The sequence below is a fragment of the Coriobacteriaceae bacterium genome (assembly GCA_025757745.1).
In the GTDB taxonomy this organism is placed as follows: Bacteria; Actinomycetota; Coriobacteriia; order Coriobacteriales; family Coriobacteriaceae; genus Collinsella.
In genome coordinates this window covers 159,289-174,415 of the sequence record CP107217.1, presented here as the reverse complement: position 1 = coordinate 174,415, position 15,127 = coordinate 159,289, and the positions used below count along the sequence as shown (strand labels likewise).

The window sequence follows — 15,127 nt, the reverse complement described above, 5'->3', positions numbered from 1 at the left end:
GGGGACGTTCTTAAATGACTACTCTTGGACTTTGAGCGCCTCGGCCAGGCCCACACGTTTGATAGAACGCGTGTGCAGCAGCGCCACGACCAGGTAGGTCGCAAAGCCGATTCCTACGCACGCCGCCATGGACCAAGCGGGCACATAGATCTCGATATTGCCGTTATAGGCGAGCAGCATCGAACGGAAGATGGCCGTGAGCGAGCCAATAATGACCGGCAGGCTCAGCACGAGCGACGCCACCACGCACAGCGTGATCGAGCGGATGTACAAATGCGAGATCTCGCTCTCGCGATAGCCAAAGACCTTCATGTAGCTAATCGAACGGGCGCTGTGGTCGATCACAGCCTTGGTCAGCAGGTACATAAACAGCAGGAAGATGAACACCGCAAGTCCAACCATCATGCCGATCATTTTGCTCATCATGCCGATGAACTGGTCGCCCACGGCGCGCATGTCGTCGGGCGTGGTGTCGCCGGCAAAGTAACGAGCATCGAGGTCGAGCTTCTTGTTGCTCGCATAGCCGTTAAAGTAGGTGGCGTCGTTGTCGAACAGCTCGTTAAAGTCGTCGATGCTCATATAGACATTCATATCCGACTTGGAGCCCCAGGCACAGTCCTTGCCCGCGTACTCAAAGGAATAATGCTCGCCCTCGTACTTGTCGCTGAGCGTGACCTTCTGGCCCTCGCTCCAGCCGAACTTGTCGAGCAAGCCACCGCCAAAGACGACGCGTCCGTCGCCGACGTTGAGGTCTTTCCAATAGCGCGAGTCGGATGAAATGCCGTAGACGGAAATCGTCTCCTCGCCATTTCCATCGCCGCGGTCGTATTGCAGCTGGTAGACGGCGTATTTCTCGGCCTGCGCGATTGCGCTTGCACCATTGTCGATCGTATTGACCGGGTGGATATCGTCGTTGTCAGCGTCAATCTTAGAGGCCTTGTCGATCAGGTCGATAGCCTCGTCGCGGTTGCAGCCGAGGGCATCGGCAAGGTCATCGAGGCGCGCATAAAGCGCATCCTTCTTGTCCTGGACCTTGGCAAGCGCATCCTGCGCCGCGGTCAGGCTCTCGGCAGACGGAGATGCGGTCGCGGCATCGGCTGCCGCCTGCGCCGCATCGGCCGCGTCGTCAAGCTCGTCATCGGCATCCTGAGCGGCGGAAAGCAGCGCGCCGTCAACCGACTGCAAGCGCTCGAGTGCCGACCACTGCTCGCGCACCTCGGCGGTGCCCTCGAGCTCCAGCGGAGCCTTGAGCGTGTACTGGTGCTCGGCGACCAGGCTCGTCTCGAGGTTGTCCGCGTAGTGCGTCATCGTGGGCAGAATCGCCAGGCCAAAGAGCAGCAGCAGCGAGGCGAACGCAATGCCCACGAAGAGCGTGGCGAAGTTGCCCAGGTTGCGCAGGAAGATACGCAGGCGGAAGCGCGAGACAAAGCCCATTCGCTCCGGCAGCTGCAGGCCACGCTTGGTACCCGATTTACCGCTCGCCTCGTGACGAAGGAACTGCAACGGCGTCTTGCCCATTTTGCGAAGCAGGCCCACCAGCGTGATGAGAATGAGCGCGGCGGCAGGAACCACGGCGCACTTCACAAAGATCTCCCAGCTCCAATACACCTGGAAGGGCGGCAGGCTGTACGAACCGTAATAGAGGCCGCGCATGGGCTCGGTAAAGAACACAACGCCGAGCGCAGTGCCCAAAAGCGCCGCGACCACGCCCACGATGGCGGGAAGTGCCAGGTAGTGCAGGACGATCTCCCGACGGCGATAACCGCTGGCGAGCAGCGTGCCGATGATGGCACTCTCCTCCTCGATGGTGGCGTCGGTAAGGACCACAAAGACAAACGCCATGATCACGATGATGATGTCGAGCAACGTCGTCCACATCATGGAGTCGCCGTCCACGTCGTCGCGCGCATAGCCAATGCCCTGATTGGAATCGGCATCGATCAGATCGTCCACGCGCGCATCGACATCGGTCAGCGCCTCGACCATATCCTGCTCCGCATCGATGCGATCCGCAGTAGAGAGGTCGCGGTCGGTAAAGGTAAAGGAGTAGGTGTAGGCAGGCGCGCCGCCGGCATCCTCGAGCGCGGCAAAGCCGGCGTCGGTGACCTCGGCCACGCCATAGGTGATGGTGTTCACCGTAAAGTCCGAATTGTTGAGGAACAGCGCCTGGCTATCGGGCTGGGTCATGATGCCGCAGATGGTGTAGGTGCGACCCTCGAGCTCGACTTTATCGCCCACGGACAGGTTGTTATTGGTGGCAAAGACACGGTCGATGGCCACCTCGTCGTCCGCCTTGGGTTCCCTGCCCTCACAGTAGGACGCGATATCGACCTTGGTGCGGTGCGCATAGGTGCGCAGCGTGCGCTTGGTGCCGTCGTCGCCGGCGGTCTTTTTGATGATGGCGTCGATGGAGAAATTCTTGTAGAGCGTGACGCCGCCGACGTCGTCTGTCGCGTCCTCGGCTGCCTTGAGCTGGTCTTTGGTGGCCTCGAAGGAGGTGGTCACGCGGCCGTCCTCAATCGTGTACGCATCGCGCATGTCGTCGATAAGGCAGCCGATGGAATGCGCCGCAAGCAAAAAGCCCGATGTAAGGGCAATGCTTCCGCACATAAGCAAAAAGATGCCCAGGTACTTACCGATATTGCGGCGCAGCTCGCGCGGGAGACGTTTTGCGAGAGGTGTCATGGCGCCGCCTACCAATCGAGCTCGGCGGCTGCGACGGGCGACTCGTTGAGCTCATCCTCGACGATGCGCCCGTCGCGCAGGCGCAGCACGCGATTGGCCATGCGGGCGATGGCAGCGTTGTGGGTGACGATAATGACGGTGCAGCCGTACTCGCGGTTGACGTCTTCCATGAGCTGCAAGATTTCCTTGGACGTCTTGTAGTCAAGCGCGCCCGTGGGCTCGTCGCACAGCAGCAGGCCCGGGTTTTTGACGAGCGCGCGGCCGATGGCACAGCGCTGCTGCTGGCCGCCCGAGACCTGGCGCGGGAACTTGTTGCGGTGCTCGTAGAGACCCAGCGAACGCAGCAGGTCGTCAATGTTGAGCGGCTTTTTGGACAGGTGCGCCGTGACCTCGATGTTTTCCTTGATGGTGAGGTCGGGCACCAGGTTGTAGAACTGAAAGACAAAGCCCAGCTCGCGGCGGCGATACTCGCCCAGGTCGGCAGGCTTGAGCACCGTGAGGTCGCAGCCGTCCACCAGAATAGAGCCGGCGTCGGCATCCTCCAGGCCGCCGATCAGATTAAGAAATGTCGACTTGCCCGAGCCCGAAGGCCCCAGCATGACGCAGACCTCTCCGCGGTTGATGGACGTGTCGATGCCATCGAGTACCGTCAGACGCGCGTCACCGTCGCCGTAGTGTTTCTTGAGCCCTTTGACCTGGACATAGGCTTCCCGCGTTGCCATGCTATCCCCCGTTGTTAGCCTTCTGCTACTTTTCTAGGGTAATAGTAAACCTGGGCGAACTATTTTTAAGCGACGTGCGCGATTTTTTCCAAACCAGTCATTGGGTACTCATTGGGGACAGACTTAAATGACTGAAACCACTCATTTAAGTCTGTCCCCAATGAGTACCCAATGACTAGGTGGCTAGGCGCGGGATTTGGTGCGTGCGAGGGCGAGGCCTACGGCGGCGATGGCCACGGCGAAGAGTGCCGTGACGCCCAGGTCGCAGGCGATGTCCCCCAGCACGGCGGACGTCAAATCCGAGGCAAGTGCCTTGCTGATCGCGTCGTTCACCCAATATGTCGGCACAAAATGCGCCACCGTCTGCACGGCCGGGCCCATCAGCGACAGGGGCATCCAGGCGCCGCCCAAAAACGTCATGAGCACGCCGAGCAGGTTGCCCACGCCGTTGAGCAACTCCTCGCGCGCACCCAGGCTCGAAAGCGCAAAGCCAACGGCCAGCGGCGTGCACGCCAGGGCAAACGTCGCCGCCAGCGCCAGGCACACACGGCCCACGCCGACTTCGGCAACCGCGCCGGCAAAGCCCACGACGCCCATCATGCTCGACACGAGCCAAATGCAGACGGTGAGCACGGCAGCGGCCGCAAACACGGCGAGCGAACGCTGGCGCTCGGAGACCGGGCCGGCATCCATGCGGCGCACGCGCTCGGGCTCGTTCATGCCCGAGAACACCAATCCCACCGACACGATGACCGACGAGATAATCGCGTACGCGCCAAAGTTGAAATACGACTCGAGCGTGGCGGCGGCTGTCGAGTCAACCTTGACCTGCTCGATCTCGACCTTGGCGCGCTTCGCGGCCGCATGCTCGGCAGCCTTGGCGACGCTACCGTTAGAGGCGGCGGGCTCAAGTGCGGCCGCAGCGCCCGCGAGCGAGATCCAGCGCGAGGCCTCGGCAGACGAAAGCGCTGCCGCCATGGTACCGGCGCCGTAGGTCACATCGAGCTTGGGCAGAGACTCCCCCGCGCGGGCGGCTGCAACAAGGTCACCCTCAAACCCCTCCGGGATAAAGAACACGCAGTCGGCGCTACCCTTGGCGCTATTGCTCTTGGAGAGCGCGTCCGCAAGATCGTATGTATCGTCGCCGATGCCCGTGACCAGCTCAAAACGCGAACCCAGATGCTTGGTAAGCGCACGCGAAAGGTCGCTGTCGTCGCGGTCGACCACGATCACGTTGGTGTCGTAGGGCTTGTACTCGGTAAGCTGCGACGAGTTCCAGCTCACCGATGCCGCGATGAATACGCCCATCAGTGAGATGAACACCGTGTAGATGAGCAGGTAGAACGGGTGCGCCAGCGCCATGCGAAGCGCGGTCTTAAAGGTGCTCATAGCGGCTCCTTCCAAAGATCAGCGTGGCGGCGGCAACGAACAGCAGCGCCATAAGGACCAGCGCGCCGGCGCGAACGGCAAAGGGGCCCAAGTCCTCAAAGAAATACAGGCGGTTGAACATGTCGCAGATGAGCTTGACGGGGTTGAGCCAGCATTCGGCCGGGCAGGCGCGGGCAACGTCATCGGCAAGCGCCATCGCCGGTTCACCGTAGAGCCCGGCGAACAAAGCGCACGTGGTGGCAAAGCCCGTAAGGATGCCGGACTTGGACGCCTTGCCGCCCTTAACGGGAAGCGTGCCCACAAAGAGTCCCAGGCCCGTGGCGGCAAGCGCGGAGGCGGCACCGCCCACCAGACACAGCCCCTCGCGCCCGCCAAAGTCGACGCCCACGACCAGGCGCACGTAGCCGATCGCGATTGCCATCGAGGCAAAGGAGACCAGCCACGAGCCGACAAAAATGCCGGCCAGCGACGTCGTCTTGGAAAGACCGCCCACGCAGCGACGCGCACCAAGGCCCGACAGATTGGGCTGCAGATCGACGACGCTCAAGGCGGCAAACTCGGCAGACATCATCGCGACCAGGCCAAAGAGCGCGTAGTAGTAAATGACCGTGCCATCGGGCGTGGTGCGTGTCAGGCTTACGCGGCGGGTGCCACCCTCGAGCGACAGGGCGCGCGCAACCGCCTCCGGGTCGGCGAGCGCCGCCGGGTTGTCCTGGGCAATCTGGGACATGAGCTCGGCATTTTGCGTATACGAGCTTGCCACCGTCTCCAAAATGCTGCGGTCGGTGAGCACCGACGACGCACGCGAGTTGTCATAGCTCGAAAGCAGCGTGAGGTTGGGCGTGCCCGCGTCGTCGACCGTATAGATGCCCGCGACCTCGCCGGCCTTAAGCGCACGGTTCGCATCGGCTGCATCGTCGCACTCGTGGATCTCGAGCAGCTGGTCGTCGCCTTCCTTGGCAAGCGACGTCGCCACGTCCTTAAAGGTCGAGGCGTCCCAGGCCTCGTCAGCCACGACGGCTACCGGCACCGGGTCGACCTTGCCGTCGGAGCTCAGGTTCGCAAACATAAACATGAACATCGTTGAAAGCGCAATGGGAAAGATCGCGCCCCAAACCCACGTGCTCGGCCGGCGCAGCAGCGTCTTGACCGTAATGATAATGGTGTTGAACATGGCCGCCCCCTAGTCGCGCAGCTCGCGGCCGGTGATCTCAAGAAACACGTCGTTGAGGGTCGGCGGCTCGCTCCACACGCGGCCGAGTGCCACGTCGGCGGCGCGCAGCGTGTCGAGGATGTCAACCAGATTGTGTGGGCTCGCCTCGCAGGTGCAGACGAGCTCGCCGCCGGACAGCTCGACGCTGAGCACGTGCTCGAGGGCGCGCAGCCGCTTGACCGTGACGGGCTCGACGGCGCCGACCTCGACGGTCACGCGCTCGCCCATCTGGATCATGCGCTTGAGCTCGTCGTTGGTGCCCTGTGCCAGCACGCGCCCACCGTCCATGATCATGATGCGGCTGCAGATCTGCTCGACTTCCTCCATGTAATGGCTGGTATACGCCACCGTGGCGCCCTCGTCGCGCAGGCGGCAGATGCCCTCCAGGATGGCGTTGCGGCTCTGCGGGTCGACCGCCACCGTGGGCTCGTCAAAAAAGATGAGCTCGGGCTTGTGCGCGATACCGCAGGCGATGTTGAGGCGACGCGCCAGGCCACCCGAGAGCTTGCCGGGGCGGAACTTGGTAAAGTCGCCCAGCCCGACAAAGTCGATCGCCTCGTCCACCAGCGCGCGGCGGCGCTTGCGGTCGTTGACGTAGAGGCTGCAGAAATAGTCGATGTTCTCGCGCACCGTGAGCTCGTCGAATACCGCCACCTGCTGCGGCACCACGCCGATGCGGCGCTTGAGGTCGTAGCGGGCGGGTGTCATGGGCTCGCCGAACAGCTCGATGGTGCCCTTGTCGTAAGCGAGCAGCTGCAGAATACAGTTGATGGACGTGGTCTTGCCCGAGCCGTTGGGTCCGAGCAGGCCAAAGATCTCGCCGGGGGCGATGCTCAGGTTAAAGTGGTCGAGCGCGATAAGATCGTCGTAGCGCTTGACGAGGTTTTCGACGTGGACGATGTCTGTCATGAGGCGGCCCTTCTGTTGATTGCAGCCCGGTACGATTGCATCATCGCAGGAGCCGCCGGCGCGCGCCAGTGAGCTTTGTCACGAGTGCGAGGGGGCAGAGGTGAAAACCCCCGCTCGCGCGAGCGATCGACGCCGCTTTGCCGCGTGGGAGGAATGTCACAGTTGCGCAGGCGGTCCCTCCACCACGCGCGGCTTCGCGTACAATACCCGTATGAACAGGCTTTTCGACAAATCGATCGTGCTGGCGTGCTGTATTGCGGCCGCCATGGGTCTTGCTGTGGACGCTCGCCTGGTCGCGGCGTTTTGCCTTGGCATTATTGCCACCTCGCTGGCCGAGGTCGCACAGGGGGAACGCACGCGCCGCGTAAGCGAGGCCGCGAGTTACGCTTACATCATCGCGGCTGTCTTCGTGCCGCCGTTTGTGCCGTTTGCGCCTCTCGCCCTCTATGACATCGCGCGACGCGTGCGCCGCGAGCACGCCTGGATCGCACTGAGCATTGGCTCCGTCTTTACCTTTGCGCTTGTCGCGGACCTTCGCGCCGACGAGCTCACCGCCCGAACGCTCCTGCTGACCACCATCCTTTCGGTTGCCGCCACCTTGTTATCGCTACGTACCGCCCAGTTGGAGCGCGAACAGCAGCGCATGCGCCGTATCCGCGACGAGCTGCAAGAACGAGCTCTGGCGCTGGAGGCGCGCAACCGCGATCTTGCCGACCGCCAGGACTACGAAGTCGAGCTCGCGACGCTCGCCGAACGCGCCCGCATCGCGCGCGAAATCCACGATAACGTCGGACACCAGCTCACGCGTGCCTCGCTACAAGCCGAAGCCCTGCGCGTGATCCACGCCGACGAGCCCGGCGTCGCCGTCGATTTCGCCGACGTCAAACGCACGGTTGACGAGGCGCTCCAGCTTGTGCGCACCAGCGTCCACGCGCTCAACGACAACGCCGTCGACCTTTCCGTGCAGCTCGAACGCATTGTTGAAGGCGCGCGCTCGGACGGCGGCCCGCAGATTGAGCTTGAAGTTATGACCGAACATGCGCCCGCAAACGTCGCGAACTGCTTTGCGGCGGTCCTGCGCGAGGCGCTCTCCAACACCATGCGCCACGCTTGCGCCCATACTGCCACCGTACGGTGCATGGAGCATCCGTCGTTTTACCAGCTCATCGTTACCGACGATGGCGTGGGCGGGGTCCAAGCAATCGGCCGTGGCGCCGCGGAGGGCATGGGGCTCGCCTCCATGCGCGAGCGCATCGAGGCGCTTGGCGGCACCTTCACCGCCGGTCCGCGCGCCGGCGTCGGCGGCTGGCGCGTGTTTGCCACCGTTCCCAAACAGCAAGGAGATGAGGACCGATGAGGCTCATCGTTGTCGACGACGACCGCTTGGTGGTCGATTCGCTCAAGATTATCCTGGGCGCCCAGCCGCAGATCGAGGTGGTGGGTACCGGCGCCAACGGCAACGATGCGGTGGCGCTCTACACCGAGTACTCACCCGACATCGCGCTGCTCGACATTCAGATGCCAGGACGCGACGGCCTATCGGCGGCACGCGAGATCCTCGAGCGCGACCCTGCGGCGCGCGTGGTGTTTCTGACGACATTCCCGGATGACGAGTACATTGTGTCGGCGCTCAAACTGGGTGCCCGCGGCTACCTGATCAAAACCGATGTCGCCGCCATTCCGCCAGCGTTAGCGCAGGTCATGGATGGCAAACGCGTACTCGAAGGTAAGGCGATCGAGGATATCAACTTTGATGGGGCGGACGTCGAGGCCGGCGCGACCCGCCGGCCCGCGGCCTTTGTCAGCCTGACCGACCGCGAGTTCGAAGTCGCCGAGCTCATCGCCCGCGGCCTCGACAACAAGGAGATTGCCGCCACCGCTTATATGGGCGAAGGCACAGTGCGCAACCACATCAGCTCGATCCTTGCCAAAATGGGCCTGCGCAACCGCACGCAGATCGCCATCGCCTACCTGCGAGGGTAGTTGCCCAAAGACCGAGCCCCCCGGCATAGCAAAATCGCTGCTACCGATTTAACGCCATTTCAAAACTATGCCGGATTACTACGATGAATCGCCAACCTTCAACCACAGCAAATTGCGCGCTTGCAAAACCGCAGGTAGAGCGCTTGCAATATTTAGAAAAATGCAGTCATGGTCGGGAATGTCGAATTCATCGTAGTAAACCGACATAGTTTTGTTCGGGCGGCCCTGCACGAGTGCCTCCGCAAGCCTCGCGGGACCAAAATGATCCGTTTCCCTCTGTCCACGGGAGATCAGGGGCTGGTACTGATATGGTGGCATTTCAAAACTATGCCGGATTACGGGGCTAAAGTCGGGGCCCTCATCCATACCCGCGTTTTCTGCAAAATGACGGTTCGTCTACCTGCAGTTTTAATTTCGCGGTTTTCGATATGGTCGGAGGTTCGCAATCCAGCCCCGTAATCCGGCATAGTTTTGTTCGCGGCGGCCCAGCCGCGCGTTCACGCGCGGGGCCGGTGGGGCAATTTTGCCCCACCGGCCCCTATTCCAGCTCTATTCCAGCGCTACTCCGACTTAGTTTCTACCGTGGGAGTCTTGTCCGCCGCAACTGGAGTGCGGGCGGTGTCCATGCTCAGGCAATGTTTGGGGCAGCTTTCGATGCACTCGCCGCACACCACGCAGGCGTACGGGTCAATCGACCAGGTACCGCCCTTGCGATCGACCGCGAGCGCGCCCGCCGGGCAACGGCTCGCGCACATGCCGCAGCAAATGCACACGTCCATGTCATTGACGATATGCCCGCGCAAGCGCTCGGGCGCCGTCAGCTTCTCCTGCGGATAGCACACCGTTACCGGCTGCTTGACCATAGAACCCAAGGCCGTCTTGGCAAATGTCAGTAAACTCATGCCGCGCCTACCTTTCCGTGCAGCTAATGCAGGGGTCGATGGTCAGGATAATCATGGGCACGTTGGCAAGGAGCACGCCCTGCAGCGCATGCGTCAGACCCGCCAGGTTCTGCGACGTCGGCGTGCGCACGCGGAAGCGGTCCAGGTTCTTGGTGCCGTTGCCGCGCACATAGTAATACGCCTCGCCGCGCGGCTGCTCAATCACAACCTCGCCGCGCGCGCCGTCGGCCGGCGTGAGCTTGGTACGCCCGCCGATACCGTCGTGCGGAATCTTGCCCACAAGCTCCTTAATGATGTCCATGGCCTGCGTGACCTCGGCACAGCGCACCTGGCAGCGGGCATAGCAATCGCCATCGGCAGCAACGACGGGCTCAAACGCGGCCAGATCCGCATAGGCGCCGTCGCCGAGCATGCGCACGTCGTAATCCACGCCCGAGGCGCGACCGAACGGGCCGACCATCGACAGATCCAGCGCGTCCTTCTTGCTGATCACGCCCACGCCATGCAGGCGCTCGCCGCAGCTGTCGTCGTCCAAAAACGTATGCACCAGGGCCTCGTAGTCGGGGCGCATGGCATCGAGCGTCTGGACAATACCCGCCAGCTCGGAGTCCTCGATGTCGTGCTTAAGGCCGCCGATCTCGTTAATCGAAAGGATCACGCGCCCGCCGCAGGTGCTCTCAAAGATCTTGAGAATCTGCTCGCGCAGGGTCCACGAACGATAGAACAGCGCCTCGAAGCCAAAGGCATCGGCGAGCAGGCCCAGCCACAGCAGGTGCGAGTGAATGCGCGAAAGCTCATGCAGAATGGTGCGGATATACTGCACGCGGCCGGGCACCTCGATGTCAAGCATGCGTTCGCAGGCGCTGGCATAGCCGCAGCTGTGACCCACGGCACAAATGCCGCAGATGCGCTCGGCGATGTAGCCAAACTGGTGCATGTCACGCTTTTCGGTGAGCTTCTCGAGTCCGCGGTGCACAAAGCCGATCTGCGGAATTGCCTCGATGACGCGGTCGTCCTCGATCACCAGGTCCAGATGAAGCGGCTCGGGCAGCACCGGGTGCTGCGGGCCAAACGGGATAACGGAGCGATGTGCCATGGACCTTACGCCTCCTTTTTCTGCTTGTCGCGGGCGGCCTTGGCTGCAAGCGCCGCGCGGACCTTGGCCGCTTTCTCGGGATCCATGGCGGCGAGCTTTGCCTCCAGCTCGGCGGCCTTGAGCGCGGCCTTCGCAGCGGCATCGTCATGCTGAGCATCGGAGCCGGCAGCCGCAGCGGGCTGGGCGGCAGCAGCGCCCGCGGCACCGCCAGCGCCCTCCCCCGCAGCAGCGGCGGCCTTCTCGGCAGCGGCCTTGCGCGCCTTGGCCTCGGCGGCGGCGCGGACCTTCATGGCCTTCTCGCGCGCGGCCTTCACCTCGGGCGTGATAACGCTCATGGGTTCAGACGTCGAGACCTGGTAGAAAAAGCCCTTAAAGTCAATCTGCATGTCGGTGACGGCAAGACCAAACAGGTCGTGGGCCTCGTTCTCAAACGGGAACACCGCGGGGTAATACGAGCTGATGGACGGAATCTCCTGGTACTGGTCGATACCCTCGACCACCAGGTTCTCAATCGCATAGTTTCCGTCCCGCGCGATCTGCTCTTGCGCAGCGCGGACGTTGATAAACGTATAGACCAGGCGATACGATCCGTCGTCCACACAGCGCTCGGCATGCATCTGTACAAAGCGCGCGCCGGCGCCCTTGAGCGCCTGCACATGCGCCAGGAGCTCGTCGATCCCGACGGTGGTATAGATTGCCTTTTGCATTACTCGGCCTCCTTCGCAGCGGCGGGCGCGGCGGGCTTCCCGACAGGCGCGTCACCGGCACCATCAGTCCCGGCCACCGCAGCCACAAACCCGTCCTCGCCCAGCTCAACGCCACCGTCCCAGGTAGCAGCGCCGCCTACGGTAAGCGGGTCGCCGCCGGCACGCATCACGGTCTCCTTCTGATCAAGGATGCCGCACGCCTCCACAATGGCATCGATCACGGTCTCGGGGCGAATGGCGCACCCGGGCGCGTACACGTCCACGGGAATCGCGCGGTCCACGCCGCCGATCACGTTGTAGGCATCGCGAAACACGCCGCCCGAGCACGCGCAGATGCCGCACGCCACCACGCACTTGGGCTCGAGCATCTGGTTGTAGATCTGGCGCACGACGGGCAGGTTCTGGGCATTGACCGACCCCGTCACCAAAAAGATGTCCGCATGCTTGGGATTGCCGGTGTTGACCACGCCAAAGCGCTCCGCATCGAACAGCGGCGTGAGCGAGGCCAGCACCTCGATATCGCATCCGTTGCAGCTCGAGCCGTCGTAATGAATAACCCACGGCGAGCGCGACATTTTATGATCCATGGATGCCGCCTCCTAAATAAACACGTCGACGAGGATGGGCATAAGGTTGAGCAGGCCAAACACCAGTGCCACGCCCCAGCCGAGCTTAAAGCAGCTACGCCAGGTACTGCGTGCGAAGGTGTTGTCGATCAGCACCTCGACAAAATACGTCGCGGCCATCACGACCAGGGCTACGACCCAGCTCACCGGGTTGTCCCAGACAAAGAACATGCCCACCCACATCAAAAACAGCACGGTCTCGCACCAGTGCATAAGGGTCATCTTGGCCAGCGTGCCGCCGCTCATCTCGGTGGCGACGCCCTGGACAATCTCCTGATGCGCGTGATGCGAGTACGAAAGATCGAACGGCGACTTGCGCAGCTTGATGGTGAGCACCGCGAGCAGCGCAAGGAAAATGGGCGCGCTGTACACGATGATGGGGGCCGACTGCCCCGTCACGGCAATGGAATCAAAGCTGTCGGTGGCAAGGTACAGGCCCACGCTCATCAGCAGAACGGCGGGCTCGTAACTCATAACCTGCAGCAGCTCGCGGTCGGCACCGACCTGGGCAAACGGGCTTTGCGTCGAGGCGGACGCCAGCACCACAAAGATCGCGGCAAGCGTCACCATAAAGGCGCATAACAGCGTGTTGGAGCCCGACACAAAGATGCCGCCGCCCACCACGGTAAAGATGAGCGCGCATGCCATATAAGTATCGTCCATGGTGTTTACGCTGGCGGGAGCCTTGCGCAGCAGCTTGGCAACGTCGTAGAAGGGCTGCAGCAAGCGCGGGCCCACGCGGCCCTGCATGCGAGCCGAAAGTTTGCGGTCAACGCCGTCGATCAGGCCGCCCACAAGCGGCGCAATCAAGGCAAACGCCACGGTGCCAATAAAAATGCCCACGACGCCCGAGCCTTCAAAATACTTGCCGCGCAGCACCGAGGGCGCACTCATGGCGAGTCTCTCGGGCCCAATCCACGCGCAGCACAGCAGCGCAAACAGGATGATGGCACAGCAAACAACACTACCCGCGGGGCCAATACGCTTCTCGCCAAGGGCGTCCTCCGAGTACCAATTGCGCTTTTCGGCCTTCACCTCGCGTCCCATCGAGCCGCGGAAATGACGGTAATTGTCGGTTCCCACACCCGAAAGATATACGTTGACGTGCGGTTTGTTGCTCACGCGGAATGAAGTCAGCAGCACCACGGCGATAAACGCCACGATGACCACCATCAGATACATGGCGTCCTTGCCAATAACGTACGGCACGCGGCCAAACACCATGGCGAGGTAGGGCGACACCAGACCGCTCGAGATAACCGGGAACGCCACGCAGCACAGAATCAGCAGCGCGGCGATGGTGTTGAGCGCCATCCATTCGGTCTTATGGACATTGACCTCAACGTTTTGAGCCGTGGGATCGACGCCCGAAAGCTTAGCAAGCCACTTGCCCCAGAAGTAAAACGTCGCGGCCGAGCCAAAGGCAAGCACCATGATCATGAGCACGTTGCCGGTCTGCGCAAATGCCACCAGGGCGCCCCACTTGGACACGAGCATGCCAAACGGCGCCACAAACATGCCCATGATGCCCAGCATCATCAGGCGCGTCAGGTGCGGCATGCGGCTGAACATGCCATCCATGTCCTCGATATCGCGGCTGCCGATATGATGCTCGGCCGTGCCCACGCACAGGAACAGCAGCGACTTTGCCACCGTGTGGAACAGGATCAGGAAGATGGCGGCCCACACGGCCTCGGGCGCGCCGACACCCAAGCAGGCGTTGATGAGGCCCAAGTTGGAAATGGTGGAGTACGCGAGCACGCGTTTGGCATTGCTCTGCGAGATGGCCATGAGGGCAGCGAGCAAAAACGTGATGGCGCCCACACTCGTGACCATAAAGCCGGTCACGGGATAGATGGCATAGAGTGGGCTCAGCTTGACCATCAGAAACACGCCGGCTTTGACCATGGTTGACGAGTGCAGCAGGGCGCTCGTGGGAGTGGGTGCAACCATGGCACCCAACAGCCAAGTGTGGAACGGCATCTGTGCGGCCTTGGTGAGTGCGGCGAGCGACAGCAGAATGACCGGCATCACCAGCAGCGCGGACTGCGCGGTTCCGGTGCCGGAAAGCTCGATCATGCCCGAGATGGTCAGCGGCATGCCGTTAACGTGCAGGTACATGAGTCCGACCAAAAACGCGATGCCGCCCAGCATGTTGAGGATGATTTGGGTAAAGGCGTTCTTGATGGCCTCGGGCGTGCGCGTGTAGCCAATCATAAGGAACGAGCACACGGTGGTGATTTCCCAGCCGCAGAACAGCCACTCAAGGTTGTCGCTTATCACGATGACGAACATGGCCGAGAGGAACAGGAACATGAGCGCCAAGAACTGCGGGCGACGGTCGGGCGCGGTTTGCCTGCGCAGCGCGGCCTCGTGCTCGTCGTGGGCCTGGAAGTCCTTCATGTAGCCCAGGGCATACACGCAGATAAGGCTGCCGACAATGCCAATGGCGAGGACCATGATCACGCTCATGTAATCCAGGTAGAGCGGCGTCGCCGTGACGGCTTCGGCCGCGGGCAGCGTCATGGCTGCAAAGACGAGCGAGCCCACCAGCTGGACTATGCCGAGCACCGTGGTGAGCGCGTTCCTATATTTGTACGCGTTGTACAGGATGACGGCACACAGGATGACGTCGATGACGGAGCTGATGACGGAGAGCACGTGCGAGGTGCCGGGGGCAACCTCAAAGCTCTGCGGACCCGTTCCAAAAAACATGACGGCGACTACAACTGTCACCACCATAATGATGCCGGAGCCTATGAGCCCCACTGCATCGCGGGCGCGGTCACCTCGCGTGAGCAGCATGCCCAGCGCCGGTACCAGCGGAAACAGGGTAAGGAAATACAGTAGCGTCATACCATCACTCCCCCATGCAAAAACGCTGCAATTGTTTAA

At 62.2% G+C, this 15,127-nt stretch carries 12 protein-coding genes; 2 read left to right on the top strand and 10 right to left on the bottom strand.

The window, feature by feature from the left end; translation table 11 throughout:
* Positions 1–18: 18 nt before the first annotated feature.
* The 5 genes from OGM60_00670 to OGM60_00650 all read right to left on the bottom strand — a co-directional run bounded on the left by OGM60_00670 (position 19) and on the right by OGM60_00650 (position 6,918).
* On the bottom strand, positions 19–2,685 hold the full coding sequence (locus OGM60_00670) for an ABC transporter permease (GenBank protein UYI99335.1): 2,667 nt from the start codon (positions 2,683–2,685) through the stop codon (positions 19–21).
* Between the two features lie 8 nt (positions 2,686–2,693).
* Entirely contained in the window at positions 2,694–3,407 is a 714-nt protein-coding gene (locus OGM60_00665; protein ID UYI99334.1) for an ABC transporter ATP-binding protein, read from the bottom strand.
* Positions 3,408–3,590: 183 nt separating this feature from the next.
* The gene (locus OGM60_00660) at positions 3,591–4,796 is read right to left on the bottom strand and encodes an ABC transporter permease (GenBank protein ID UYI99333.1); all 1,206 of its coding nucleotides are present in this window, start codon (positions 4,794–4,796) and stop codon (positions 3,591–3,593) included.
* Positions 4,783–5,970, bottom strand: a complete 1,188-nt coding sequence (locus tag OGM60_00655) for an ABC transporter permease (protein ID UYI99332.1) — start codon at positions 5,968–5,970, stop codon at positions 4,783–4,785. The genes OGM60_00660 and OGM60_00655 overlap by 14 nt, the downstream gene beginning before the upstream one ends.
* A 9-nt stretch (positions 5,971–5,979) precedes the next feature.
* Entirely contained in the window at positions 5,980–6,918 is a 939-nt protein-coding gene (locus tag OGM60_00650) for an ABC transporter ATP-binding protein (protein UYI99331.1), read from the bottom strand.
* A 100-nt stretch (positions 6,919–7,018) separates the two neighbouring features.
* On the opposite strand from OGM60_00650, the gene OGM60_00645 reads away from it, so the two are divergent.
* A complete protein-coding gene (locus OGM60_00645; protein UYI99330.1) occupies positions 7,019–8,275 on the top strand; it encodes a histidine kinase in 1,257 nt (418 codons plus the stop codon).
* Complete coding sequence (locus tag OGM60_00640) at positions 8,272–8,901, top strand: response regulator transcription factor (protein UYI99329.1); 630 nt, start codon at positions 8,272–8,274, stop codon at positions 8,899–8,901. The genes OGM60_00645 and OGM60_00640 overlap by 4 nt, the downstream gene beginning before the upstream one ends.
* Positions 8,902–9,461: 560 nt before the next feature.
* Here the strand turns inward: OGM60_00640 and OGM60_00635 are convergent.
* From OGM60_00635 to OGM60_00615, 5 genes are read right to left on the bottom strand one after another with little or no spacing between them, the layout of a single operon-like run.
* A complete protein-coding gene (locus tag OGM60_00635; protein ID UYI99328.1) occupies positions 9,462–9,803 on the bottom strand; it encodes a 4Fe-4S dicluster domain-containing protein in 342 nt (113 codons plus the stop codon).
* A 7-nt stretch (positions 9,804–9,810) separates the two neighbouring features.
* A complete protein-coding gene (locus OGM60_00630) occupies positions 9,811–10,899 on the bottom strand; it encodes a nickel-dependent hydrogenase large subunit (GenBank protein UYI99327.1) in 1,089 nt (362 codons plus the stop codon).
* A 5-nt stretch (positions 10,900–10,904) separates the two neighbouring features.
* Positions 10,905–11,606, bottom strand: coding sequence for an NADH-quinone oxidoreductase subunit C (locus tag OGM60_00625; GenBank protein ID UYI99326.1), 702 nt, complete (start codon positions 11,604–11,606; stop codon positions 10,905–10,907).
* The gene (nuoB, locus tag OGM60_00620; GenBank protein UYI99325.1) at positions 11,606–12,193 is read right to left on the bottom strand and encodes an NADH-quinone oxidoreductase subunit NuoB; all 588 of its coding nucleotides are present in this window, start codon (positions 12,191–12,193) and stop codon (positions 11,606–11,608) included. The genes OGM60_00625 and nuoB overlap by 1 nt, the downstream gene beginning before the upstream one ends.
* Before the next feature lie 12 nt (positions 12,194–12,205).
* On the bottom strand, positions 12,206–15,088 hold the full coding sequence (locus tag OGM60_00615; protein ID UYI99324.1) for a proton-conducting transporter membrane subunit: 2,883 nt from the start codon (positions 15,086–15,088) through the stop codon (positions 12,206–12,208).
* Positions 15,089–15,127 lie beyond the last annotated feature (39 nt).

Excerpts from the sequence above, each read along its gene's own strand:
- OGM60_00655 (UYI99332.1), bottom strand. The coding sequence starts at position 5,970 with ATGTTCAACACCATTATCATTACGGTCAAGACGCTGCTGCGCCGGCCG.
- OGM60_00665 (UYI99334.1), bottom strand. The coding sequence starts at position 3,407 with ATGGCAACGCGGGAAGCCTATGTCCAGGTCAAAGGGCTCAAGAAACAC.
- OGM60_00630 (UYI99327.1), bottom strand. The coding sequence starts at position 10,899 with ATGGCACATCGCTCCGTTATCCCGTTTGGCCCGCAGCACCCGGTGCTG.
- OGM60_00635 (UYI99328.1), bottom strand. The coding sequence starts at position 9,803 with ATGAGTTTACTGACATTTGCCAAGACGGCCTTGGGTTCTATGGTCAAG.
- OGM60_00640 (UYI99329.1), top strand. The coding sequence starts at position 8,272 with ATGAGGCTCATCGTTGTCGACGACGACCGCTTGGTGGTCGATTCGCTC.
- OGM60_00660 (UYI99333.1), bottom strand. The coding sequence starts at position 4,796 with ATGAGCACCTTTAAGACCGCGCTTCGCATGGCGCTGGCGCACCCGTTC.
- OGM60_00615 (UYI99324.1), bottom strand. The coding sequence starts at position 15,088 with ATGACGCTACTGTATTTCCTTACCCTGTTTCCGCTGGTACCGGCGCTG.
- OGM60_00650 (UYI99331.1), bottom strand. The coding sequence starts at position 6,918 with ATGACAGACATCGTCCACGTCGAAAACCTCGTCAAGCGCTACGACGAT.
- OGM60_00670 (UYI99335.1), bottom strand. The coding sequence starts at position 2,685 with ATGACACCTCTCGCAAAACGTCTCCCGCGCGAGCTGCGCCGCAATATC.
- OGM60_00625 (UYI99326.1), bottom strand. The coding sequence starts at position 11,606 with ATGCAAAAGGCAATCTATACCACCGTCGGGATCGACGAGCTCCTGGCG.
- nuoB (UYI99325.1), bottom strand. The coding sequence starts at position 12,193 with ATGGATCATAAAATGTCGCGCTCGCCGTGGGTTATTCATTACGACGGC.